20 protein-coding genes and 1 pseudogene are annotated in these 26537 nt (G+C 31.1%); 20 read left to right on the forward strand and 1 reads right to left on the reverse strand.

Features of this window, described 5'->3' with window-relative positions; translation table 11 throughout:
• The first annotated feature begins 5 nt into the window (after positions 1 to 5).
• The 6 genes from GQR92_RS00605 to GQR92_RS00630 all read left to right on the forward strand — a co-directional run bounded on the left by GQR92_RS00605 (position 6) and on the right by GQR92_RS00630 (position 6071).
• The gene (locus GQR92_RS00605; protein WP_158837305.1) at positions 6 to 800 is read left to right on the forward strand and encodes a gluconate 5-dehydrogenase; all 795 of its coding nucleotides are present in this window, start codon (positions 6 to 8) and stop codon (positions 798 to 800) included.
• Positions 800 to 1951, forward strand: a complete 1152-nt coding sequence (locus tag GQR92_RS00610; RefSeq protein WP_158837306.1) for a DUF4861 family protein — start codon at positions 800 to 802, stop codon at positions 1949 to 1951. Before GQR92_RS00605 ends, GQR92_RS00610 begins: the two co-directional genes overlap by 1 nt.
• Positions 1952 to 1962: 11 nt before the next feature.
• Positions 1963 to 2949 (forward strand): TRAP transporter substrate-binding protein, encoded by a 987-nt coding sequence (locus GQR92_RS00615; RefSeq protein ID WP_158837307.1) that lies wholly within the window; start codon positions 1963 to 1965, stop codon positions 2947 to 2949.
• Positions 2949 to 3419, forward strand: a complete 471-nt coding sequence (locus tag GQR92_RS00620; RefSeq protein WP_233269921.1) for a TRAP transporter small permease — start codon at positions 2949 to 2951, stop codon at positions 3417 to 3419. The genes GQR92_RS00615 and GQR92_RS00620 overlap by 1 nt, the downstream gene beginning before the upstream one ends.
• Before the next feature lie 5 nt (positions 3420 to 3424).
• Positions 3425 to 4723, forward strand: coding sequence for a TRAP transporter large permease (locus GQR92_RS00625; RefSeq protein WP_158837308.1), 1299 nt, complete (start codon positions 3425 to 3427; stop codon positions 4721 to 4723).
• 208 nt (positions 4724 to 4931) lie between these two features.
• A complete protein-coding gene (locus tag GQR92_RS00630; RefSeq protein ID WP_158837309.1) occupies positions 4932 to 6071 on the forward strand; it encodes a hypothetical protein in 1140 nt (379 codons plus the stop codon).
• Positions 6072 to 6150: 79 nt separating this feature from the next.
• Here GQR92_RS00630 and GQR92_RS17750 read toward each other — a convergent pair.
• A pseudogene (locus GQR92_RS17750) lies at positions 6151 to 6485 on the reverse strand (IS1595 family transposase); the annotation flags it as partial.
• Between the two features lie 787 nt (positions 6486 to 7272).
• Here GQR92_RS17750 and GQR92_RS00635 point away from each other — a divergent pair.
• From GQR92_RS00635 to xylA, 14 genes are all read left to right on the forward strand, one after another.
• Positions 7273 to 10227, forward strand: coding sequence for a glycoside hydrolase family 2 protein (locus GQR92_RS00635; protein ID WP_158837310.1), 2955 nt, complete (start codon positions 7273 to 7275; stop codon positions 10225 to 10227).
• Between the two features lie 32 nt (positions 10228 to 10259).
• The gene (locus tag GQR92_RS00640) at positions 10260 to 11429 is read left to right on the forward strand and encodes a glycoside hydrolase family 28 protein (protein WP_199269162.1); all 1170 of its coding nucleotides are present in this window, start codon (positions 10260 to 10262) and stop codon (positions 11427 to 11429) included.
• A gap of 26 nt (positions 11430 to 11455) precedes the next feature.
• Positions 11456 to 11647, forward strand: a complete 192-nt coding sequence (locus GQR92_RS17755; protein WP_199269163.1) for a hypothetical protein — start codon at positions 11456 to 11458, stop codon at positions 11645 to 11647.
• A 33-nt stretch (positions 11648 to 11680) separates the two neighbouring features.
• Positions 11681 to 12952, forward strand: coding sequence for an alginate lyase family protein (locus GQR92_RS00645; protein ID WP_158837311.1), 1272 nt, complete (start codon positions 11681 to 11683; stop codon positions 12950 to 12952).
• Positions 12953 to 13034: 82 nt separating this feature from the next.
• Positions 13035 to 14207: a DUF2264 domain-containing protein gene (locus GQR92_RS00650; RefSeq protein WP_233269922.1), complete on the forward strand. Its 1173-nt coding sequence runs from the start codon at positions 13035 to 13037 to the stop codon at positions 14205 to 14207.
• A 372-nt stretch (positions 14208 to 14579) separates the two neighbouring features.
• A complete protein-coding gene (locus GQR92_RS00655) occupies positions 14580 to 16079 on the forward strand; it encodes a ThuA domain-containing protein (protein ID WP_158837312.1) in 1500 nt (499 codons plus the stop codon).
• An 8-nt stretch (positions 16080 to 16087) separates the two neighbouring features.
• Entirely contained in the window at positions 16088 to 17059 is a 972-nt protein-coding gene (locus tag GQR92_RS00660; protein WP_199269164.1) for a Gfo/Idh/MocA family protein, read from the forward strand.
• An 8-nt stretch (positions 17060 to 17067) separates the two neighbouring features.
• Complete coding sequence (locus tag GQR92_RS00665; protein WP_158837313.1) at positions 17068 to 18423, forward strand: family 43 glycosylhydrolase; 1356 nt, start codon at positions 17068 to 17070, stop codon at positions 18421 to 18423.
• A gap of 25 nt (positions 18424 to 18448) precedes the next feature.
• Positions 18449 to 20719, forward strand: coding sequence for a glycoside hydrolase family 3 N-terminal domain-containing protein (locus tag GQR92_RS00670; RefSeq protein ID WP_158837314.1), 2271 nt, complete (start codon positions 18449 to 18451; stop codon positions 20717 to 20719).
• Between the two features lie 2 nt (positions 20720 to 20721).
• Positions 20722 to 21855, forward strand: coding sequence for a glycoside hydrolase family 88/105 protein (locus GQR92_RS00675; protein ID WP_158837315.1), 1134 nt, complete (start codon positions 20722 to 20724; stop codon positions 21853 to 21855).
• Between the two features lie 233 nt (positions 21856 to 22088).
• The gene (rhaM, locus tag GQR92_RS00680) at positions 22089 to 22406 is read left to right on the forward strand and encodes an L-rhamnose mutarotase (protein WP_158837316.1); all 318 of its coding nucleotides are present in this window, start codon (positions 22089 to 22091) and stop codon (positions 22404 to 22406) included.
• A gap of 126 nt (positions 22407 to 22532) precedes the next feature.
• Positions 22533 to 23534, forward strand: coding sequence for a GntR family transcriptional regulator (locus GQR92_RS00685; RefSeq protein WP_158837317.1), 1002 nt, complete (start codon positions 22533 to 22535; stop codon positions 23532 to 23534).
• A 3-nt stretch (positions 23535 to 23537) separates the two neighbouring features.
• On the forward strand, positions 23538 to 25022 hold the full coding sequence (locus tag GQR92_RS00690) for a xylulokinase (protein WP_158837318.1): 1485 nt from the start codon (positions 23538 to 23540) through the stop codon (positions 25020 to 25022).
• A 155-nt stretch (positions 25023 to 25177) separates the two neighbouring features.
• A complete protein-coding gene (xylA, locus tag GQR92_RS00695) occupies positions 25178 to 26494 on the forward strand; it encodes a xylose isomerase (RefSeq protein WP_158837319.1) in 1317 nt (438 codons plus the stop codon).
• The last annotated feature ends 43 nt before the right edge of the window (positions 26495 to 26537 follow it).

The raw sequence follows: 26537 nt of genomic DNA on the forward strand, positions 1-26537 counted from the left end.
AAAAAATGTCACAAACTTTATTTGATATTACAGGAAAAGTTGCTTTAGTAACAGGGGCAACGCATGGTTTAGGAATGGCAATGGCAATGGGTTTGGGTAAATCTGGTGCTACGATTGTTGTGAATGGAAATTCATCACAAGAAAAAATTGATAATGCGGTTGCAGCATATCAAAAAGAAGGAATTACAGCGTTTGGTTACAGGTTTAATGTAGCCGATGAAACACAAGTAATTGCTAGTATAAAAAAGATTGAAGAAGAAGTTGGTGCTATTGATATTCTAGTAAATAATGCTGGTATTATTAAAAGAACACCATTAGTAGATATGGAAGTGGCCGACTTTAAGCAAGTAATAGATATAGATTTAGTGAGTCCTTTTATTGTTTCTAAACACGTTGTTAAAGGAATGATAGCGCGTAAAGCAGGTAAAATCATTAATATTTGTTCTATGATGAGTGAGTTGGGTAGAAATACCGTTGGTGCCTATGCAGCAGCAAAAGGTGGTTTGGTAATGTTAACCAAGAACATGGCTACAGAATGGGCACGTTTTAATGTACAGGTAAACGGAATTGGACCCGGGTATTTTGCAACTTCGCAAACAGCTCCTATTCGTGTAGACGGACATCCGTTTAACGATTTTATAGTAAATAGAACACCAGCAAAAAAATGGGGAGATCCAAATGATTTGGCTGGTGCAACAATTTTCTTGTCATCTAAAGCGAGTGATTTTGTAAACGGACATATTTTATATGTTGATGGTGGTATTTTGGCAACTATTGGTAAACCTTCAAACGAAGAATAATGAAAAAAGTAGCCCTATTTTTTTTAGCATTATCTCTTTTTATCAATTGTGATAAAAAAGCACAAGTACTTTCAACTATTGAAATAAAAAATCCACTCAATATTGATAGAGAATTTGAAACCGTAGAAATAGATATTTCTAATTTTGAGGTTAAACATTATAAGATTTCTGAAGAAAATTCTGAAGAAAAAATTATTTTTCAATTAGTTGATACTAATTTTGATGGAAAAAATGATGTATTATTATTTCAACCAAAAATAGAAGCAAATTCTACTAAAAAGTATCTTTTATTAAGTTCACACCAGAAACAAGATGCTGTGGTAGAAACTTGTTATTCTCGTTTTGTACCAGAAAGAACAGACGATTATGCCTGGGAAAACAATAGAGTTGCCTTTAGAACTTTTGGACCAGTAGCTCAAAAAATGATTGAAGACGGTGTAAAAGGAGGTACTTTAACAAGTGGAATGGATGCTTGGTTAAAACGAGTTGATTATCCAATTATTAATAAATGGTACAAAAAAGCCGAAACAGAAAAAGGTGCATACCATAAAGATCATGGTGAAGGTTTAGATAATTTTCATGTTGGAGTTAGTAGAGGAGTTGGCGGAATTGCAGTTAAAGTAGATACGTCTTATTATTTTTCTAAAAATTTTACAAGCTATAAAACAATTACCACAGGACCTATTAGAACAAGTTTTGTTTTAACCTATGCTAATTGGGATGCAAATGGAAAAGAGATTACAGAAACCAAACACATTTCTTTAGATTATGGTCAAAATTTATCTCGTTATGAGGTAGCTTTAAAAGGTACAGATACCATTTCAGTTGGGTTAACCTTACATAAAAAGGATGGTAAAACATCTGCCAATAATAATTGGATAAGCTATTGGGAACCTTTAGATGATTCAGAATTAGGGCAAGGTGTTGTAGCTTCAGATGCTTATTTTATCAATTCAGAAGTATATCTTACCTCAAAAAAGGATGAAAGTAATTTCTTTACAAATCTAAAAGTTATTGGTCAAAAAGTAATTTATTACGCAGGCTTTGGTTGGAAAAAGAGTAATCAATTTAAAACGCAAACAGATTGGGAGTCTTATTTAGAAGGATTTGCCAAAAAGATTAATAATCCATTGATAATAAAAATACTATAAATCAATATATAATGATAAATAGGAATACTTTTTTTACCGTTTTACTCATCACTCTTTCTTTATTTTTAGTTGGATGTAAGACCGAAAAAACAACAAAAGTTTTAAAATTAGCCCATAGTTTAGATACGCAGCACCCGGTGCACAAAGCCATGGTTATTTTAGGAGAAAAACTAAAAGAAAAGTCGGGCGGTAAATTAATTGTTAATATTTATCCAAGTAGTCAATTAGGTGGAGAAAGAGAATGTTTAGAATTGTTGCAAATAGGTAGTTTAGATATTACAAAGGTTTCTGCAGCAGTTTTAGAAAATTTTATTCCAGAATACAAAGTGTTTAGTGTGCCTTATATGTTTAGAAACAAGGCGCATACATTTAGTGTTTTTGATAGTAAGATTGGTGAACGTTTATTATTAAAAGGAGAAAAATTTAGATTACGTGGTTTAACTTTTTATGATGCAGGAAGTAGAAGTTTTTATATGAAAGAAAGCCCTATAAAAACGCCTAATGATTTAACAGGTAAAAAAATTAGAGTGCAAAAAAGTAACATGGCAGTTGCTATGATTAACGATTTAGGCGGGTCTCCAACACCAATTTCTTGGGGAGAATTATATACAGCCTTACAACAGGGAGTTGTAGATGGTGCAGAAAATAATCCACCAAGTTTTTATACCTCCAAACATTATGAAGTTTGTAAGTTTTATTCTTTAGATGAGCATACCTCTGTACCCGATGTATTATTAATTGGTACAGATACTTATAGTCGTTTAAACGAACAAGAAAGAGGATGGTTAAAAGAGGCCGTTGCAGAAAGTACCATAGCACAAAGAAAATTATGGGCGGCATCAGAAACAGCGTCTTTGGCAGCAGTTAAAAAAGCAGGTGTGCAAATTTTTTATCCAGATAAAAAACCTTTTGAAGAACAAACTAAAGGAATATTAGAGATGTTTTCTGATAATGAAGAAATGAAATCATTAATTATTTCCATAAAAAACCAACAATAATGAGAGCTAAAATTGATAATATATTAGAAAAATTAGTGCTTTTTATTTTAGCATTAATGTTATTAAGTGTTGTTTGGCAGGTGTTTTCTAGATTTATTTTACGAAACCCAAGTACTATTACAGATGAAATTTCTAGTTTCTCTTTAATTTGGTTAGGGTTGTTAGGTGCAGCTTATGCAACAGGTAAGCATTTGCATTTGGCAATAGATTTAATTCCTGAAAAAGTGGTAGAAAGAAAACAAAATTTATTTGACGCAATTGTTTACTTATCCACTTTTGTTTTTGCTTTTACAGTTATGGTTATTGGTGGGGTTAGATTGTGCCAATTAAGTTTTCAATTTGGGCAAACATCAGCAACTTTAGAAATTCCTTTAGGCTTCATTTATTTAGTGGTTCCTATTTCTGGAATTCTAATTAGTTATTACAGTTTAGATACATTTATCAATAAAAGAAAATTAAATAAAGCTTAAAAGATATGAATTTAGTTGAAGTTTTAATTTTAGTTACCAGCTTTTTAATTTTCTTATCATTAAGAGTTCCAATTGCATATGCAATTGGTTTAGCTGCTTTGTTTACGCTATTAAGTGCCATGCCTTTTTTACCATCGGTAACTACATTAGCGCAGAGAATGGCAACCTCTTTAGATAGTTTTACATTGTCTGCAATACCGTTTTTTATATTGGCAGGTCAAATAATGAATAGAGGTGGAATTGCCGTTAGGTTAATTAATTTTGCAAAGGCAATTGTAGGGCCACTTCCTGGAGGTTTGGCTTTTGTAAATATTATATCTTGTATGCTTTTTGGGGCTATTTCTGGATCTGCAGTGGCAGCAGCATCTGCTATTGGAGGGTTTATGAACCCAATGATGGAAAAAGATGGGTATGATAAATCTTTTAGTGCTGCTGTAAATATTACAAGTGCAACTACAGGCTTAATAATTCCGCCAAGTAACGTATTAATTGTATATTCTTTGGCAAGTGGTGGTGTTTCTATTGCTGCCTTATTTATTGCAGGTTATGTACCAGGTTTATTAATTGGTTTAGCATTAATGATTGTTGCTTTAATTTATTCGATTATAAAGAAATATCCAACAGATAAATTAGTTAGTTTTAGAGAGTTTTTTAAACGTTTTATAGCTGCTTTACCAAGTTTAATGTTGTTAGTTGTAGTTATTGGTGGAATTGTAGCTGGTATTTTTACGGCTACAGAAGCATCTGCAATTGCTGTAATTTACACGCTAGTTTTAGGTTTTTTATATAAAGAAATTACAGTTAAAGATATTTCGCCAATATTGTTAGAAACAGTAAAAACATCGGCAATTGTATTGTTGTTAATAGCAACATCTATTGCAATGTCTTGGGTAATGAGTTACGAAAACATTCCGCAGGAAATCAGTAACACATTATTATCAATTAGTGATAACCCAATTGTAATTTTAATTATCATCAATTTAATATTATTATTTGTAGGTGTGTTTATGGATATGACTCCTGCTGTATTAATCTTTACACCAATTTTTCTACCAATTGTTACAGAATTAGGAATGGATCCAATTCATTTTGGAATTATTATGATTATGAATCTTTGTATTGGGTTATGTACCCCACCAGTTGGTTCTGTGCTCTTTGTAGGTTGTAGTGTTGCAGATTTAAAAATTCAGCAAGTAATAAAACCCTTGTTACCTTTATTTTTGGTGATGATAGCCGTATTGTTATTAATTACATACTTCCCAGAATTAACACTTTGGTTGCCAAGACAATTTGATTTGATATAACTAATATTTATTATTAGAGTTAATTTTAACAGCCCAATACGTTTTATTTTAAAACGTATTGGGCTGTTTTGTATAAGAATTACTTTAAATTAAACAGAGATATAGTACTCTCTTTTGTTACAGTATAGTAAAGGACACAATTACATTGTTTGCTAATTATCTTTGGTGTTAACAAATAAAAATTTATCAACCATTTATATTTTATAAAATGAGCATATTAGAAAAAAACAAGCTAAAAAGAAAAGGTTTTTATAATAGTGTAATTCTCTTTTTTTTATTAGGATCAACCTTAAGTGTATTCTCGCAAAAAGTATATGTAGAAAAAGATGGAATTGTAATGATGGAGGCAGAAAACACAACTTCTCCATTAGGTAAATGGGGGGTAAGTACACATTTTAATAATTATTCGGGCACAGGTTATATAGAGTATTTAGGAGGTGAGGTTACTGGGGTTGGTGTCGCAGAATCACCGTTAATTTATAGATTTAAAATTTTGCAAGCAGGGGATTATGCTTTACAGGTAAGAGGAAGATCTAGATTGTTAAAAGGCGAAGAAAGAGATTGGGCTAATGATGCATGGTTTAGAGTAGAAGGAGATTATACTGTGGGGGCTAATGGACCTAAAGATATTAGTTGGATGCAAAATAATACCAAGTTATTTGTAGGTAGAGGAGGTAATGGAAAATGGGGATGGGGTACCAATTATGATAAAAAACATGTGCAGCCAAAAGCAATATTTAAATTTAAAGCAGGAGAAATTTATACATTGATAATGTCTGGGCGTTCTAAACGATTTAATGTTGATAGAATTTTATTTTTTAAAACAACAATAGAAAATCACGTGGCAAGAGCTAATGTAACAGAATCAGAGTCTATTAATGACGATGAAATTACAGAAAAGTATACATATTTAGCAATTAAAGATTTTGCTAATATTAATGCAGGCGAAGTAAATTATTATAAAGATAAAGTAAGAAAAGCACTAGCAATTAAAGCATCGGTAGTAGTAGATAGAGATAAGTTTGCAAAAGCTGAAACAATTTTTACAGGTAAAGATGGCGCTTATAATATTACTTTAAATACACTGGCAGAGTTTGATGGAGAATGTACTTACCATGTTTTTGTAAATAAATATTTAGTAGGTACTTACCAAAATTCAGCTGTAAACAAAGACAACGATTATAGAAAAGAACAAGTAATCTTTAAAAATATAAAAATAAACCAAGGAGATGTCATTGCTGTATCCTCTAATACCCATACAAATGGGTTAATACCAGAAGGTAATGGTACTGCTTGGGCAAGAGGTAGGTGGGAGAGTCTTTTAATAACAACTTTTAAAAATAATTAACAAATTTTTCATCAAAAAGATAATTTATATTCTGATTATGAAAACAAGTGTAATTCGTTAGATGCGCTAAACTTACTAAATGAGTAATAATTTTGTGATACTCTAATTTATCGTTTTCAATCATTTTAGTTATTAAGTTATTGAATATTGTTACTTTACTTTTTAGTCTATTAATTCTAAACCCAAATTCATTAAAATTTCTATTTAGATTAAAGTCACTTACCCAAGAGTACGTTGTTCTTATCCAAGATTTAGGTCTGTAATTTCTCTGTTTGGAGGTTATCACTCTGGTCTATAGATAGATATGATTAATAAAAGTATATTGCAAAGAACTATCTAAAAAAATTTCGATTCTAATGGCATACATTCTTTTAATTTTCCGTATTCAGTTAGTTCAACAGCAGTTATAGCTTTCGACATAATATGTAAGAAGATTTTCTTTACTATAATCGACTTTAAATAACATTAATCTAAAATTTATTACTCGATAGGTTGTACGTATTAATACAAAAACCTTCTTGAGAATTATCTCTGCTTGCTTAACTTCATAATGATTTAGTTTGTGTTGGATTATTCTTTTTGAGCACCCATATTTGACTGCTAGTTGTATATAAGTTTGTTTTCCTCTAGCATATTCAACCCAAAGAAAATCTACTAAAATTTGTTTTCCTCCATTAAAAGTCTTGCTACAATTTAAATATTTGTAACGTTGTTTACTTAATCTAGTACCGTATTTATGGAGGTTTAAACTGTCTCAAAGTAAATAAACTATAGCGATAACGAAGGTTTCTCCAATTATTTTGTCTATAACTTCTCTTTTGTAGATAAAGTTGTAGGATTGATGTCTTTTAGAACTTGTTTATTTTCTTTGGTTATAAGCTGATTGAAAATAGTGGTGTTTCTAATTTTTTAGACGGATCAAAAGTATTTATTCAGCCTGATTTTTTGTTACAGAAAATGTATGATGCTCTGCAACTGGTTATTACATTTTTCTGGCAAGAGAAGCCTATTTATAAAAAGTGAAAATCTTAAAAAAAAAAAGAGTGGTATTTGACATGTTGTACAGCACAGTACAGGACGCAAATTTTCCTGTTGGTCTATATTTTAGCTATACTTTTATGTACAGACAAATTATTTCAATCAGAAAGAGTTAAATTAATCATCTATGTTCCATTTCAAAAAAACATTTTATCTAATATTAATGTCCAGCTTTATTTTAACGTCTTGTGCCAATACAAACCAAGACCTATCTAAAGAAGCAATTACTGAAAAAGGAAATAGAACCAAATACAATTTTAATCCAGATTGGAAATTTATAAAAGAAAATCCGGAAAAAGCACAAGATAAAAATTTTGATGATAGCTCTTGGAGTACAGTAAGTGCACCACATACCTTTAATGATATAGATACTTTTGATGATTTAAGCCTTGGTGGCCATAAAGGAGAGAAAAATCAGTGGAGAGGTACTGTATGGTATAGAAAACACTTTAAATTACCAGCAAAAGAAGCCGATAAAAAGGTGTATATAGAGTTTGAAGGTGTACGTCAAATTGCAGATGTGTACATTAATGGACACTATTTAGGTAAAAATCAAACAGGGTTTATTCCTTTTGGATATGATATTTCATCATATTTAAAATTTGGTACAGAAGAAAATGTTATTGCAGTTAAAGTGAATAACGATAGAAAAAGCGATAACTTTAGAGATAATGACCCTTTAGTTTGGAATCATGAGCATTGGCATCCAACGCATGGTGGTATTTATAGAAATGTTTTTCTACACACAATGGATCCTTTACATGTTACCCTACCACTTTATGATAATTTAGAAACTGTTGGTACATATGTTTATGCAGATAACATTACAGCTAAAAATGCAGATGTAACTACAAATGCAGAGGTTTTAAATGAATATGAAACAGAAAAAGAAGTTACTTATGTAACACAGATAGTTGATAGAGAAGGGAAAGTAGTGGCAACTTCATCAGCAAATAAAATATTAAAAGCCAAAGAAAAATTTACGTTTTCTACAACAGCAAGTGTATCAAATCCTAATCGTTGGTATACGCGTAATCCATATATGTACAAAGTTTTAACCTTTTTAAAAGAAGGTAATAAAATTGTAGATAGATATGAAACACCTTTAGGTATTAGAAGTTTTGAATTTAATAAAGATTCTGGTTTTTATAATAACGGAGAGCATGCAAAATTACATGGTTGGGGACAAAAACCTACAAATTCATGGGCTGGTTTAGGAGCAGCATTGCCAGATTGGTTAAGAGAATATACTTTTGATTTAATGGATGAAGCAGGTGGTAATTTTATACGTTGGGGACATTGTGCAGGATCTCCTGCAGAAGTTGCCTTTGGCGATAAATATGGTTTTGTAACATTAATGCCAGGGGTGTCAGGAGAATCTCAAGATGAAGGAGAAGTTTGGGACATTCGAATAAAAGCATTTAAAGATATGATGGTTTATTACAGAAATCATCCATCTATTTTTATTTGGGAAGGTGGTAATTGGGCAGAAACAGAAGCGCATTATAAAGAAATATTAGATATTATTGCAACCGTTGATCCTAATGGAAAACGATTAATGGGTAACAGACGTTCAGATACAAAAATAGAGTCTGAAAAGTATGTTACCATAGAAGTAGGAACAGAAGGATGGGAAAGAGAGTTTGCTGGTTTACCTCTTATAGAAAGTGAATATATGAGAGATGAAGCCCCAAGACGTATTTGGGATAAATACTCTCCGGATGATAACTTTTGGAACAATCCAAATTTAAGTAAAAATACTTATGATATAGGCTCAGAACAATTTGCCGTTGGTCAAGTACATCATTGGTGGACTAAAATGGGTAAAAAACCATTTCATAGTGGTGGTGCAAATTGGGTGTTTTCTGATGGACCTCATGGAGGTAGAAACCCTACAGAGGTTACAAGAGCAAGTGGAGAAGTAGATGGAGTTAGGTTGCCTAAAGAAGCTTTTTATGCAGTAAAATCTATGTGGAGACCAGAAGCTCAGATACATGTTATTGGTCATTGGAATTATAAAGAAGGAACTAAAAAAGACATGTATGTAATTTCTAACTGCGAAACGGTTAAATTATATGTAAATGGTAATTTATTAGGTACAAATTCTAAACCAGTTGATGGGTATGTTTATAAATTCTCTAATGTAGAATGGAAATCTGGTGAAATTAAAGTAGAAGGATATTTAAATGATAAATTAGTAGTCTCGCAAACAAAAAAGACAATTGGAGATCCAGTAGCTATTAAATTAACACCAATTACAGGTGCCAAAGGATGGCTTGCAGACGGGTCTGATATTGCATTATTAGATTTTGAAGTTGTTGATAAAAATGGAAATAGATGTCCTTTAGATGCAGATCGTGTAGACTTTACTATTTCTGGTCCTGCAATATGGCGTGGGGGATATAATAGCGGAAAAGCAAATTCTAGCAATAATTTATATTTAGATACAGAAGCCGGAATTAATAGAGTAGCAGTTCGCTCTCTTTTAAAAGCAGGCGATGTAACAATTACTGCGTCAAGAAAAGGGATAAAATCGGCAACTATAACCTTAACTTCTTTACCAATTGATATTACTGATGGATTAACAACAACACTTCCTCAGGGGTATAATGATGGAGTTATTGCGGAAGAACCAGTACCAGTTCATATACCAAAAATGCCTCCTTATGTACCAGGAATTAAAAATAGAAGTGAATTATTTACTAATTTTAGTTATACAGGTGATGCAAAAGCGATGTTGAGAACTACAATGAATTGGGGTAAAAAAGCATATACAGATTTAGATCAGAATTATACTGTTATTCCAGGTTATCTAAGATTTGCAGAATATATTAGAACTCCAAATTCAGATACAAAATATTGGGCTAGAGATCAGTTGCAATTTATTGCAGGCGCAGATATGGAAATTTATGTACTACATGATGATCGTGTAAAAAGACCTACATTTTTGTTAGAAGATTATAAAGATATTGGAGATAATGTTAATGTTGGTACAGTAACAATGTCTGTTTTTAAAAGAACAGCCAAAAAGGGAGAAAGTATTATTATGGCAGGAAATAGTGATAGTGGTGTGCCAAAAGATAGTAGAATGTACACCGTTATAGGAAAGAAAATATAATAACATAAAATTTTTGTTTTTAAATGTAAAACATGAGATATCAAATTAATAGTCTTTTTGCTATATTTTATCTCATGTTTTCTTTTGCTATAAATTCTCAAAATTGTTGGGATAAAGCTGATGAAATTGTTAACTCTTTAAATGCTGTAAATTCATTCAGAGATAAAGAATATTTAATTTCTGATTTTGGCGTAAAAGCAGATGGAATATCACCTTGTAAAAAAGCTTTTGAAAACGCAATTACAACTTGTAGTGATAATGGTGGAGGAACAATAATTGTTGCTGCCGGAAATTATTATATGAATGGACCATTAGTGTTAAAAAGCAATGTTCATATAAAATTAGAAGAAGGAGCTATTCTGAATTTCAGCACAAATGAAAATGATTATTTACCAGCAGTTTTAACAAGATGGGAAGGAACAGAAGTTTATAATTTTTCACCATTAATTTATGCTTATCAGGTTATTAATATTGCCATTACAGGAAAAGGAACTATAAATGGAAATGGTTCAAAACACTTCGCTAAATGGAAGAAAACACAAAGTCAAGATAAAAAAATACTTCGTGAAATGGGAAAGAAAAACGTTCCTGTTTATAAGCGAGTTTTTGGAAAAGAACATAAACTACGTCCAGGTTTTTTTGAACCTTTTGGTTGTAAGAATGTTCGTTTAGAAGACATTACAATTTTAGATTCTCCATTCTGGGTAATTCATCCTATTTTTTGTAATAATGTAATCATTAGAGGTGTAAAAGTAAAGAGTAACAACCCAAATAATGATGGAGCTGATCCTAAATCTTGTACAAATGTATTAATTGAAGATTGTAATTTTGAAACAGGTGATGATGCAATTGCAATAAAATCGGGTAGAGATAATGATGCTTGGCGAGTTGGGCAACCATCAGAAAATATTGTCATTAGAAACTGTTTATTCAGTTCTAAAATAAACGGAGTTTGTATTGGTAGCGAAATTTCTGGAGGAGTTAGAAATGTATTTATTGAAAATATTAAAATTCCAAAATCATCAAATGCTATTTATTTTAAATCGAACTTAGATAGAGGAGGATATATCGAAAATATTTTTGTTAGAAATATAAAAACAGATAAAGTAACTTCTAGTTTCATTAGATTTGAACCTAATTATAAAGGTGAGCGTTCTGCATTTCATCCAACGAAATTCAAAAATTTAATATTGAAAATATAGAATGTAAAGAATCCAATCAAATTGGTTTGTATTTAAATGGATTTAAAGAATTACCAATTGAAAACATCACTTTAAAAAATATTACAATTGATAAAACTACAACTTCTTATAGTTTAAAAAACGGTAAAAATATTGTGTTTGATAATGTCTCTATAAATGGAATTATTTTAAATAAAAAACCGAAAGAAACTATTTTAATAAAGATGAAAACACATTAGTTTATCAATTTATAGTTAAAAAAAATAATTATTATGAAATCATATATAGCAACCTTTTTATTCCTTTTTATAAGTGTTTTAGCTCTTCAATCGTGCAAGAAAGTAAGTAAGAAATCTGAACAACATAAAGAAGAAAACGCTATCAAAAGTAATTTTGTTTATTTGAGTGATGAACGCCTAGAAAAAGTAAAAATTTTACTGAAAGAAAAGGATACTTTTTTTACAAAAGCATATCAAGAACTTATTGTAAATGCAGATTTAGAATTAGATAAAATTCCGGATCCTGTTACCAATAAAACACAAACTCCACCAAGTGGAGATAAGCACGATTTTATGACAATTGCTCCTTATAGATGGCCTAACCCTAATACAAAAGATGGTTTTCCTTGGATTGTAAAAGATGGAGAAATTAACCCAATGGCTAGAGGAAAAGATACAGATCATATCCGTTTAAGAGAAATGTTTAGTTCATTAGATAATTTATCTATGGCGTACTATTTTTCAGATGATATTAAATATGCTAACAAAGCCAAAAGCATCTTAAAAACTTGGTTTATTGATGAAGCAACAAAAGTGAATCCGAATCTAAATTACGGCCAAGGAATTCCTGGTGAAGTAGAGGGTAGACGTGCCGGAATGATTTCTTGGCACAAAATAGCTGTAGTTGTTAATTCCGTACAATTGCTAGAAGCTCACAAAGTTTTAAATCTTGATGAGATGCAGGTGTTAAATAAATGGTTTTTGGATTATTATACTTGGGCAAAAACAAATAGAATGGGAATAGAGAATGATAATGGAAAACAAAATCATTCTACAAATTACGATTTTATTTTAGTTGGTCTTGCTCGTTATTTAGGATTAAATGCTGAAGCAATAAGTAGATTAGAAGCTGCAAAAGCTAAAAGAATTGATGTTCAACTTCAAGTTGATGGAAAACAACCTTATGAATTAGGACGTACAAAATCTGTACACTATAGTTCTATGAATTTACGATTTATGACGTTGATTGCTGAAATGGGAATGCCTCTTAATGTAGATTTATGGAGTTATTCAACTCCTGATGGAAAGAGTATAAAAAAAGCATATGATTTTCTAAGACCATTTGCAGAAGGAAAAGAAAAATGGACTTATAGACAAATAACTGAAGGTGGTCCACAGAAAGCGATTGAGAACGAAATGATTCCGTTATTTAGTATTGCAAGTACTATTTTTAATGAACAATTAATTGATAAAAGTGTTAAAGCACATCTATATTTAGATTATTTAGATAAATTAAAATATCCACCATTATTTAAATTAAAATAGTTTTAGGTATCTAAAATATTAATTAATACAAGATAATTTTGAATTACAAATTTTTAATAGCGTTCTTTTTTACTTGTTTTTGTTGAATACAAATAAAGGATCTGCTCAATCAAACAAAGAGGATCGTCAATTTTATGTAGATGCAATGTTAAAAATTGCATATCCAGTTTTAGATGCGTTAAGTAAAAATGAACTCAAAAAAACAATGCCTGTAGAAATGTCTTCAAAGGCTGTAAATGATAGGTCGAAATTTACATATTTAGAAGCATTTGGAAGAACATTATCCGGTATTGCTCCTTGGTTAGAATTAGGTGTAGATAAATCAAAAGAGGGGAAGTTAAGAGAAAAGTACATTCAACTAACATTGCTTTGTTTAAAGAATGCTACTGACCCAAAATCTGCGGATTATCTGAATTTTAGTGAAGGAAGTCAACCTTTGGTTGATGCAGCTTTTTTAGCACAAGGATTGTTGAGAGCTCCTACGCAATTATGGGAAAGGTCTGATTTAGAAACAAAAAAGAACATATTAACCGCGTTAAAGAAAACAAGGAAATTATCTCCAGGATATAACAATTGGCTCTTATTTACTGCGATGATAGAAGCTGCTATTTTAAAATTTGAAGGAGAAGCAGATATGGTTCGTATTCAATATGCTTTAAACAAACACAAAGAATGGTATTTAGGCGATGGAACTTATGGAGATGGTCCAAATTATCATTGGGATTATTACAATAGTTTTGTCATTAATCCTATGTTGTTAGATATATGGAATGTTTTGTTACCTAAAAAAGAAACGTTGAAAAGTTGGCGATATAAAAATGAAAATTTAGAATATGATGAAGTTCTAAATAGAGCAAAAAGTTATGCTCTTATTCAAGAGAAATTGATTTCTCCAGAAGGAACATATCCTCCAATAGGACGTTCATTAACATATAGGTTTGGTGCTTTTCAAGCCTTATCTCAAATAGCATTGTTTAAAGAGTTGCCTTTTAAAATTCAACCAAGTCAAGTTCGTTCAGCTTTAAAAGCAGTTATAAAAAAACACTTAGAAGCAAAAGATATGTTTGATGAAAATGGTTGGTTAACAATTGGTTTTTACGGACATCAACCAGAAATGGCAGAACGTTATATTTCTACAGGAAGTTTATACTTATGTACAGAAATATTTTTGGTTTTAGGTTTGCCATCAGAAAATATTTTTTGGTCTGATGTTTCAAAAGATTGGAGTCAAAAGAAAATTTGGTCAAAAAATTAGTGATAGGAACAAAAAGATGCAATAGACATAGAATATTAAGAAGAATTTAAAAATTTACACTTGTTGTAAGAAACATCGTTGTAAATGAATTTAAAGAAAGAAATTATTGCAGTTCTATTTATTTTATTTGTAAACACATCATATTCTCATAAAAAAGAACGTTCATTTTTGGTGTCCTATAAAAAATAGATTTACTATAAAAATTTATCAATTAAAAAAAACAATCATAATAGTACAGGATAGACTCAAAAAATTAAAAACTTAACCTTGTATAATAATAATTTTTCAATGGTTTTTAAGAAAATAGTAATTACATTTTTTTGTTTGTTCTACGTGTTTATTACTTATTCTAAACAAAAGGAACCTTCAATTTTGGTATTCTCAAAGACAGCAAGTTTTAGACATAAGTCTATACCTGCTGGTATTCAGTTTTTTACTAATTTAAAGAACGAAACTAGCTGGAAAATAGATTTCTCTGAAGATGCAAATGATTTTACATTAGAAAATTTAAAGAACTATAATGTTGTTGTTTTCTTAAATACAACAGGAAACATCTTAGATAAAAATCAAAAAGAAGCGTTTCAAAAATATATTGGCCATGGAAATGGTTTTGTTGGTATTCATGCAGCTTCTGATTCCGAAAAAGAATGGACTTGGTATGGAGATATGGTGGGAGCGGTTTTTAAAGATCATCCTAAGGTACAAAAAGCAAAAGTACATTTTAACAATTCTAGTTTACATCCAGCAACAAATCATTTAAAAGAAGAAGAGCTTTTTAGGGATGAATGGTATAATTTTAAAAAACCAGTAGCAAGTCATGTAAATGTTTTAGCAACTGTAGATGAAACTTCATATACAGGAAAACAGATGAATACAAAAAATCATCCTATTACTTGGTTTCATCATTTTAATGGAGGTCGTATTTTTTATACAGGTTTAGGGCATACCGTTACATCTTACGCAGATGCTAGGTTTCAGAAAATGATTAAGGGAGCTATACTTTGGGCGGCAGATTTAGAACAAATTAAAAAACCATCTACTAAAAAATGGACAAATCTTTTTGAAGGAAACCCATCAGAAAATTGGGATGTTTTTATTGGAGCTCTGCATGCAAGTGTTAAAGGGTTAAAGAATGTAGATCCAAAAAGTGATGGTAAAAATGCAACACCCTTAGGGTTAAATAATGATCCCAAAAATGTTTTTAAATTTGAAAAAGAAAGTGGAGAAAATATTTTACATATTTCTGGAGAAATTTATGGCGCCTTAACTTCTAAGCAAGAGTATGAAAATTATCATTTAAAATTAGAATTTAAATGGGGAGAACAAATTTGGGAACCTCGTTTATTAAGAAAAAGAGATAGTGGCATTTTATACCATTGTTATGGTCCAAATGATGCTTTTTGGAATGTTTGGATGTCGTCTCAAGAGTTTCAAGTTCAAGAAGGAGATTTAGGAGATTATTACGCTTTAAGCGGAACCCTAATAGATATTCCATCAGAAAAAATAGAAGGAGAAAAAGAATTTACGTATGTTAAAAATGGAGGCTTAAACCCGTTTTCTAGCACACAACGTGTACCGCCCAACCATTGTAATAAAGGTTTTGATAATGAGAAACCACATGGAGAATGGAATACTTTAGAATTAATAAGTTATAAAGGTACTAGTTACCATGTTGTAAACGGAAAAGTTGTAATGGCTTTGTATAATTCTAGATATAAAAATTCAGACGATAAAATTGTTCCATTAACAAAGGGGAAAATTCAAATTCAATCTGAAGCAGCAGAAGTTTTTTATAAAAATGTTCAGATTAAATCTATAACAAACCTGCCAAGAAAGTATAAAAAACAGGTAAAAAATAGAAAAAATAAATAGAGATAACAATGATGAAAAATAATGTTCATTGGGGAATCATTGGTTGCGGAGACGTTGCAGAGGTAAAGAGTGGACCTGCTTTTCAAAAGGCTAAAAATTCTTATTTATTAGCTGTAATGAGAAGAAATGAGGAAAAAGTTAAAGATTTTGCACAAAGACACCACGTTTCTAATTGGACCACAAATGCTTTAGATATAATTAACAACAAGAATATCAATGCAATTTATATTGCAACACCTCCTTCTACACATTTAGAATATGCGCTTAAAGCTTTAGAAGCAGGTAAAAATGTGTATTTAGAAAAACCAATGGTATTAAATTCTGATGAAGCTAAGATACTTTTAGAAGCTACAAAAAAAGGAAATAATAAATTAACAGTAGCTCATTATCGCAGATGTTTGCCTGTATTTATTGCCGTAAAAGAATTGCTAGATTCTAATATTATTGGAGCCGTTTCTACTGCCGAAATTATAATTTCTCAAACAAAAGATGCATCTTTAATAGCCAAAACGGATGAAAACTGGCGAACAAATCCAGCAATTTCTGGAGGTGGATATTTTCATGATATCGCTCCGCATCAGCTAGATTTAATGGTTCATTATTTTGGTGATGTAGCTACTATTAATAGAGTAGAAGTTGAGCAAAATGTAAATATTCATGATGTTGTAAAAGGAACTCTTAAGTTTAAAAATGGAGTAAGTTTTAAAGGATGTTGGAATTTTGATGGCTTAGAAAATAAAGATAAATGCACTATTAAAGGAGAAAAAGGGAGCATCTCTTTTTCTTTTTATAAAGACGAGATAATTCTTTCTACTGATAAAAAAGAAAAGAAATATCAGTTTAAAGGTACCAAGCATGTACAACAACCCATGATAGAAAAAACGGTAGCGTATTTTTTAGAAAAAAATGAAAACCCTTGTTCTGTAAATCAAGCGGCAACGGTTACTAAAATTATGGATGTTTTTTGTGGAATAAAATAATAATAAATATGTCTAAAAAAATATCAAACTTATTGGTTTTTTTAATGATTGCTTTTAATAGTTACTCGCAAAACCCAATTGTACCTAATAAAGGTTTAAACGATCCACATGTTCATATTTTTAATGATACTGCGTACGTTTATGCTTCTCACGACAAATCTATAGATAATAAGAAATTTGTGATGGAAGATTGGTGGATTTGGTCTTCACCAGATTTAGTAAATTGGAAAAAAGAAAGTGTTTTAAAACCAGAAGATACATATATTGGCAAACCCTTTTCTAGATGTTGGGCAACAGATGTAGCTTATAAAAACGGAAAATATTATTGGTATTTTTCTGAAGAAAATCAACAAACAGGTGTTGTTGTTGGCAATTCGCCTACAGGACCTTGGAAAGATGTTTTAGGTAAACCTTTATTGTCATCAGAGTTAACACCAACAGATGAATACGACATGGCTATTTTAGAAGATAATGGTTCTCATTACATCGTTTTTGGTGTCTGGGATTATTACATAGCAAAACTAAATGATGATATGATTAGTTTGGCAGAAAAGCCTAAGAAAATTGAAATAATAAACCCAAGAGGCCCTTATAATTTAGATGGTAAAAATTTAAAAAAACCAACAGATGATAAACCTTTTATGCATAAAGTTAATGGGAAATATTATTTGTCTTGGGGTGTTTTTTATGGAGTTTCAGATAATCCTTACGGCCCTTTTGATTGTAAAGGAACTATTTTAAATAAAGCAAGTTTTGCAAAGGGATATGATGCACCTACATGGCCAACGGGTTTTCAACAAGGAAGACATGGTTCTTTTTTTGAATGGCATAATCAAACTTATTTTGCTTATTGTGATATCAGTCAAACAGGAAATCGTTATTTTAGAGACACATTTATAAGTTACATTCATTATAAAGAAAATGGAGAAATAGCAACTATTAGAGTAGACGGAATTGGTGTTGCCAATTACAATGCAAATCAACCTAAAATAGAAGCTGAAGACTATTTTAAGTCTAAAGGATTTATAAAAAAAGAGATGAATAACGGTTTTGTTGTAGAAACTACTTCTAATAAAAGTTATTTAAATTTTCCTAATGTAAAAGGAGGAGACCAAGTGTCTCAATTAACTTTAAAAGTTGCTGCACCCGATGGAGGTTTTTTTTCTATTGAAATTCGTAAAGATAAATTAGACGGACAATTGGTAAGTAAAAGAGTTCTAAAACTGAACCCAAATAAAAATGATTTTGAAGACGTAGTATTTGATTTAAAATTACTGTCTGATACAGAGAATTTATATTTTTTGATAGAGCAAAAAGAACATAAAAAATTAAAAGTGGATTCTTTTTCATTTTTTTTTAAATAATAAAAATTAATAAATAATAGTAATAATGAAGAAAAGATTTGTTTTACCCTTAATTGCAATTAGTGTATTTTTTCAATCCTATGGTCAATCTACCATAGATACAAGTAAATATAAAGATGCATCACTGTCTGTAGAAGAACGTGTAGAAGCCTTATTACCTTTGTTATCATTAGATGAAAAGGTAGCACAAATGAGGATTTTTCACGCTAATATTGGTGTTGAAGCTGATGATAAAGGAAACTTAAACCTTTCTAAAAAAGTTCTAAAAAAATTAGAATTAGGTATTGCGGGTATAAAAAACCCAGGAGAACATTTAGACGCTGTAGATGCAGCAAAATTTAACAATAAACTTCAAAAATATATTATAGAGCATAACAGATGGGGTATTCCTGCTCTTTTTGTTACAGAATCTTATAATGGTGTAGATGCAGAAGGCTGTACTATCTTTGGTAGACCGTTAACGTCTGCCGCTTCATTTAACCCTAGTTTGGTAAATAGAGTTTGGGATGTTGTTGGTAAAGAAGCAAGATTAAGAGGTATGCACATGTGCCACTCGCCAGAGGCGGATTTGGTTCGTGATCCTCGTTTTGGACGTATGAGTGAGGCTTTTGGAGAAGATACTTATCTAACAACTCAAATGGTAACCAATGCTATTAAAGGGGTACAAGGTAATTATGAAGGTTTAGGTAAAGGAACTCATATTGGTGCTGTAGCTAAACATTTTGCAGGTTACGGGCAAGTGTTAGGTGGTACAAACTTTGCTGCAATAGAAATTTCGGAACGTACTTTAATCGATGAAATTTATCCGCCTTTTGAGGCTGCAGTAAAAGATGCTAAATCATTAGGTATTATGGCTTCTCATGGAGATTTAAATGGAGTAGCAAGTCACGGAAACCCAGCGTTACTTACTGGTGTTTTAAGAGATCAGTGGAATTTTAAAGGGTATGTAGTTTCAGATGCAAATGATATTGGTCGTTTACATTATTTTATGAAAGTAGCAGAAACTCCAGAAGCAGCTACTCAAATGGGGTTAGAGGCAGGAGTTGATATTGATTTGTATGCAGAAGATGCGTATGCTTTGTTACCAGAAATGGTAAAAAAGAACCCTGCATTAGAAAAACTGATTGATAGATCTGTAAGACGTGTGTTACGTACTAAATTTATTTTAGGTTTGTTTGATCAACCTTACATCAAAATAAAAGAAGTAAAAAAAGGAGTGAGAGCTAAATCTTCTTTAGAATTAGCTAAAGAGGCAGATTTAGAGTCTATTATTTTGTTAAAAAATAAAACGAACACTTTGCCTTTAGATAGTAAAAAAGCTACTAAAATAGCTTTGTTAGGGCCACTTGTTAAAGAAAACACACAGGCTATGTTCGAGTCTGTGGTTGGAAATAAAATTAAGTTTTTAACAAAAAAAGGATTCAACCTTACAGATGGTAAAGGAGGAAATCCTAAATTATTAAATACAGATTCTGCAGTTATTGATGATATGGTTGCTTTAGCTAAACAAGCAGACGTTGCCGTTTTATTTGTAGGTGGAGATGAATTTACTTCTAAAGAAGCTTTTTTTACGAATGCAATAGGAGATAGAGCAACTATAGAGCCTGTGGGAGCACAAGATGAATTGGTAAAAAGAGTAAAAGCTTTAGGGAAACCAGTAATTGTAGTTTTAAAACACAGAAGAACCTTATCTATAAACACAATTTCTGAACAAGCAGATGCTATTTTAGATACTTGGGATTTAAGTGAATTTGGAGACCAATCTACAGCTAAAATTATTTTTGGAGAAGCTTCTCCTTCAGGTAAGTTACCTGTTACCGTTCCTAGATCAATTGGTCAATTACCATATCATTATAGTATGAAGGAAATCAATTATAAAAAAGGATATTTATTTTTAAAAGAAGGACCTTTATATCCTTTCGGTTATGGTTTAAGTTATGCTTCTTTTGATTATTCTGATTTAAAATTATCTAAAAATGAAATTACACCAACATCAGAAATAGAAGTAAGTGTTACCATTAAAAATACTGGAAAAGTAAAAGCAAAAGAGGTAGTACAAATGTATGTAAAAGATCAAATAGGTTCTGTAACAAGACCAGACAAAGAATTAAAAGCATTTGATAAAATTGAATTAAATCCAGGAGAAAGTAAAGTGGTAACGTTTAAAGTAACTCCAGAAATGTTAGCATTTACTGGAATTAAAATGGAAAAAACTTTAGAGTCTGGAGATTATACATTAATGGTAGGTACATCTTCTAAAGAGTATTTAGAAACAACATTTAAATTAAAAAAATAAAAATGAATAAATCACTTTTAACATTATTTGCAGTTTTTACACTTATTAGCTGCTCGGTAGCACAAAAAACTGTTTCTACAGTAGTTTTAAATAATACAGAAATTAAGGCTTCTATGATAAAAGCTTTAGAATGGCAAGAAACACATCCAATAATGGCAATTGCACCTTCCGATTGGACAAATGGGGCTTATTACGTTGGTGTTGCTAGAGCGCATCAAGCAACCAAGGATATGATGTATATGGCCGCTTTAAAAAATCAAGGATATAATAATGATTGGAAACCTTATAAGAGAATTTATCATGCAGATGATATTGCTATTTCATACAGTTATTTGTATGTGGAAATGACAGAGAAAAGAAGAAACTTTGTAGATCTAGATCCAACTAAAAAATTCTTAGATGAGCATTTATATGAATCAAATAAATGGAAAGAAGGAAATTCTAAAGATATTAAGGGAGAAACCATTTTATGGTGGTGGTGTGATGCGTTATTTATGGCACCTCCGGTAATTAATTTATATGCAAAACAAACTAAAGATTTAAAATATTTAGATGCAATGCATAAATATTATATGGAAACTTACAATCGTTTGTATAATAAAGAAGAGAATTTGTTTGCAAGAGATATGCGTTATGTGTGGACTGGTTCTAAAAAAGATTTAAAAGAACCAAATGGAGAAAAAATATTTTGGTCTAGAGGAAATGGATGGGTACTTGGAGGTTTAGCATTGTTATTAGACGATATGCCAAAAGATTATAAACATAGAGCTTTTTATGAGAACCTTTATATGGAAATGGCTGCTAAAATTTTAGCTATTCAGCCAGAAGATGGATTATGGAGAACGAGTTTGTTGTGTCCAGAAACGTATAATCACGGAGAAGTAAGCGGAAGCGGTTTTTACACATTTGCTTTAGCTTGGGGTATTAATAATGGTCTTTTAAAAGAATCTAAATACTTACCAGCAGTTAAAAAAGCATGGACTGCTTTAATGGCTTGTCAAAAAGAAGATGGTAAAATTGGTTGGGTGCAAAATATTGGTGCATCTCCAGAGCCAGCAAGTACAGATAGTTGGCAAAATTTTGGTACAGGAGCCTACTTATTAGCAGGTAGTGAAGTTTTAAAATTAAAAAACTAAAACTTTAATAAAGATACCTTATTTGTTCACTTTTTATATTCAATTAAAAAACTAACAAATAAGGTATTTAATTCTTCTAACTAAAATAATGTATTATAAATAACCAGGTGATGGTTGTTTTAACAAGTGTTTAAAAACAACAAAAAGAAAAAATATTTTTTAGATAATACTTTAAAAAATAGTACTAATAAAACGATTAAGTTTTTGTTTTTAATACAATAAAAAAAAATAAAATGAAAGAAAGGTTAGCCTTTAAAATGAAATTAAAAGAAGGTAAGCAAGAGGAGTATTATAAAAGACATAATGCTATATGGCCAGAATTAAAACTTTTATTAAAACAAACCGGTATAAGTGAATATTCTATATTTTTTGATGAAGAAAGCAACTCGCTTTTTGCATTTCAGAAAGTAGAGTTAGGAGCAAGTTCTCAAGATTTATCAGAAAACCCTATTGTTAAAAAATGGTGGGATTTTATGGCAGATATCATGGAGGTAGCATCAGATAATTCTCCAATATCAAAAGAATTAAAAGAGGTTTTTTATTTAGAATAATTCTTAAACAAGTTAACTACCTGTAAAGTAGTTGTTTGTGGAGTGTTTTTTTTTATACCTTTGCAGTACAGAACAGGATGGATTAGAACAAATGTATTTATAAATTTACAAACGTAACAGAACAGAATGGGTAGTAATAAAATTTCTTTAATAATAAAACACCAAGGAGATATTCCTAAATATCAACAATTAGTAAATGCAATTAATGATGCTATAGCAAAAAATCTTTTAAAGAAAGGAGAGGTTTTACTTTCTGTTAATGCTGCCTGTAAATTATATAATTTATCTAGAGATACTGTATTTAAAGCTTATACAATTTTAAAAGACAATGGAGTTGTAGATTCAGTACCAAATAAAGGGTATTATGTTGCAAATGATACTAAAAAGGTATTGTTGTTATTAGATACGTTTAAAGCTTATAAAGAAGTTTTATACCATTCGTTTGTAAATAACCTACCCAATAATGTAATTACCGATGTGCAATTTCATCATTATAATATAGATAATTTTAAAACTATTTTAAATAGTTCTAAAGGTAAATATTATAAATACGTTGTAATGACTTTTGATCATGTTGATGTACCTGCTGTACTATCAGATATAGAAGATGAAAAGTTGTTACTAATAGATTGGAATGTACATTCTAATAGTAATAATAACTATGTGTTTCAAGACTTTGGAAAAGCTTTTTTTGAAGTCTTAAAAAGTGCAGAAAATGTATTTAGAAAATATAAAGAAATCGTTTTTTTATATCCAACCTATACCTATCACTCCATAGAAACAATTACTTATTTTAAAAAATATTGCGAATTATTTCAGTTCAATTATACAGTGGTAACAGAACCGAGTATGTTTAAAGTAGAAGAAGAGGTAGCCTATATAAGCACAAGTGATAGAATGTTAGGTGTCTTTTTAGAACAATGTAGAGCTAAAGATTTAGAGCCTGGGGTAAATGTTGGCTTTCTATCTTATAATGAAACGCCTATGAAAAAATTTATTTATAAAGGAATTTCAGTAGTTTCAACCGACTTTAAAGAATTAGGTACCAAAGCAGCAGAGTTTGTTATGCAAGAAAAGCCAATGCAATATTACGTTCCAACTAAATTAACATTAAGAGAATCATTATAAATTATGTATTACTTAGGATTAGATATAGGGAGTTCTTCTATAAAAGCAGCATTAGTAGAAATAGCAACAGGAAAAAGTTTAGGAGTTGTACAAGAACCTAAAGAAGAAATGAGCATGTATGCTCATAAAAACGGTTGGGCAGAACAAAAACCAAGCGATTGGTGGTTGCATATTTGTAATGCCATTACAAGTTTAAAAAAACAATACAACGTAAGCAGAACTCAAATAAAAGGTATTGGTATTTCGTATCAAATGCACGGTTTGGTTTTGGTAGATAAAAAAGGAAATCCACTTCGTAAAAGTATTATTTGGTGCGATAGTAGAGCCGTAGAAATTGGTCACAAAGCTTTTGCAGAAATTGGCGAAGAAAAATGTGCATCACATTTATTAAACTCACCAGCAAATTTTACAGCATCTAAATTAAAATGGGTACAAGAAAATGAGCCTGATATTTACAATCAGATTCACAAATTTATGTTGCCAGGAGATTATGTGGCGTACAAATTCTCAAACAAAATAAACACTACCATATCAGGGCTATCAGAAGGTATCTTTTGGGATTTTAAAGAAAACACTGTTGCAGCGTTTTTATTAGAATACTATGGAATCGATAAAAATTTGGTGCCAGATATTGTAGACACTTTCGGAATTCAATCTTTCGTAGATGAAAAAGGAGAAGCAGAAAGCGGAATTGCAACCGGAACACCAATTCTTTATAGAGCAGGAGACCAACCCAATAACGCGTTATCTTTAAACGTATTTAACCCAGGCGAAGTTGCAGCAACAGGTGGTACATCTGGCGTTGTCTATGCCGTAACTGATAATTTATCTGGTAAAGAAAGTACCCGAGTTAACAATTTTGCACACGTAAATTATGCTACAGAAAATAAAAGAATTGGTAAACTATTAAACATCAACGGAGCCGGAATTCAGTACCGTTGGCTGTTAAATAACTTAGCTGTAGATTCTTACGAAGAGATGAATAATTTAGCATCAGAAATCCCTGTAGGATCAGATGGCGTATGCTTAATTCCTTTTGGTAACGGAGCAGAACGCATGCTAAATAACAAAGAAATTGGAACTCGTATTGTAAACATGAACCTTAATAATCACCACAAAGGCCACATGTGTAGAGCCGCCTTAGAAGGCATTGCATTCTCATTTGTTTACGGAATGGAGATTTTAAAATCAGACGGCATAAAGCCAAGTGTTATTAGAGCAGGAAACGATAATTTGTTTCGTTCAGAAATATTTGCAAACACTGTAGCAACGCTAATTCAACAAGAAATAGAAATTTACAATACCACAGGTGCCATTGGTGCAGCACGAGCGGCAAATTTACACAAAGGAGATTTTGAAGCTTTCGGAAAAGCTATTATGGACAATGACCATGTAATGACTTTTATGCCTTTTAAAGACCAAAAACCGTATTTAGAAGCTTATAACAATTGGAAAAAGGAATTAGAACTGGTTTTAAAAAATAAATAAAAAAAAGAATGTTTTGGGCGTTCCCTAAAAAGGTCGGGCTTTACGCACTCGCTTTTTTTACTTAAAAAAGTAAAAAAGAGCTCAAACAGATGCTTCAATCCCTAACGCAAAACAAATTACAATTACACGAATAAACAATTAAATAATATTTAAAAATGGCAAATAAAGAATATTTTAAAGGAATCGAAAAAATTCAATTCGAAGGTAAAGAGTCAGACAATCCAATGGCTTTTAAATACTACAATCCAGATCAGGTAGTAGCAGGAAAAACAATGCGTGAGCATTTTAAATTTGCTATTGCATATTGGCATACATTCTGCGGACAAGGAGGAGATCCTTTTGGACCAGGAACACAAAATTTTGCTTGGGATCAATCATCAGACCCTATTCAAGCCGCAAAAGACAAAGCAGATGCTGCTTTTGAATTTATCAACAAAATGGGATTTGACTATTTCTGTTTTCATGATTACGATTTAGTACAAGAAGGCGCAACCTTTGCAGAATCAGAAGCAAGATTAAACACCATTACAGATTACATCAAAGGAAAACAAGCAGAGACTGGTGTAAAATTATTATGGGGAACAGCCAACTGTTTTTCTAACCCACGTTACATGAACGGAGCTTCTACAAACCCAGATTTTAATGTAGTTGCCAGAGCAGGAGGTCAAGTTAAATTGGCTTTAGATGCAACCATTAAATTAGGTGGAGAGAATTATGTTTTTTGGGGAGGTAGAGAAGGTTACATGTCTTTATTAAACACAGACATGGGACGCGAATTAGACCACATGGGACAATTCTTAACCATGGCAAGAGATTATGCAAGAGCACAAGGTTTTAAAGGAACTTTCTTTATAGAACCAAAACCAATGGAGCCAATGAAACATCAATACGATTTTGATTCTGCTACAGCTATTGGGTTCTTAAAAGAATACGGTTTAGACAAAGATTTTAAAATGAACATTGAGGTAAACCACGCAACCTTAGCACAACATACTATGCAACACGAATTAGCAGTTGCAGCCAAAGCAGGCATGTTAGGAAGTATAGATGCAAACAGAGGCGATTACCAAAACGGTTGGGATACAGATCAATTTCCAAACAACATACAAGAAACTACAGAGGCAATGTTAGTTTTCTTAGAAGCAGGAGGTTTACAAGGTGGTGGAGTTAATTTTGATGCAAAAATTAGAAGAAACTCTACAGATATGGAAGATGTTTTTCATGCACATATTGGTGGAGCAGATACCTTTGCAAGAGCATTATTAACTGCAGACAAAATTATGACTTCTTCTGCTTATAACTCTTTAAGAACACAAAGATATAGTTCTTTTGATGCAGGAAAAGGAAAAGATTTTGAAGCAGGGAAATTACAACTTTCAGACTTGTATAAAATAGCTCAAGAAAATGGAGAATTAAGTTTGCAAAGTGGTAAACAAGAATTGTTTGAGAATATTATCAATCAATATATTTAATAATATAAGGCCTTTTAGAAGTAATATTCTAAAAGGTCTTTTT

The organism is Polaribacter sp. L3A8, assembly GCF_009796785.1.
GTDB lineage: Bacteria > Bacteroidota > Bacteroidia > Flavobacteriales > Flavobacteriaceae > Polaribacter.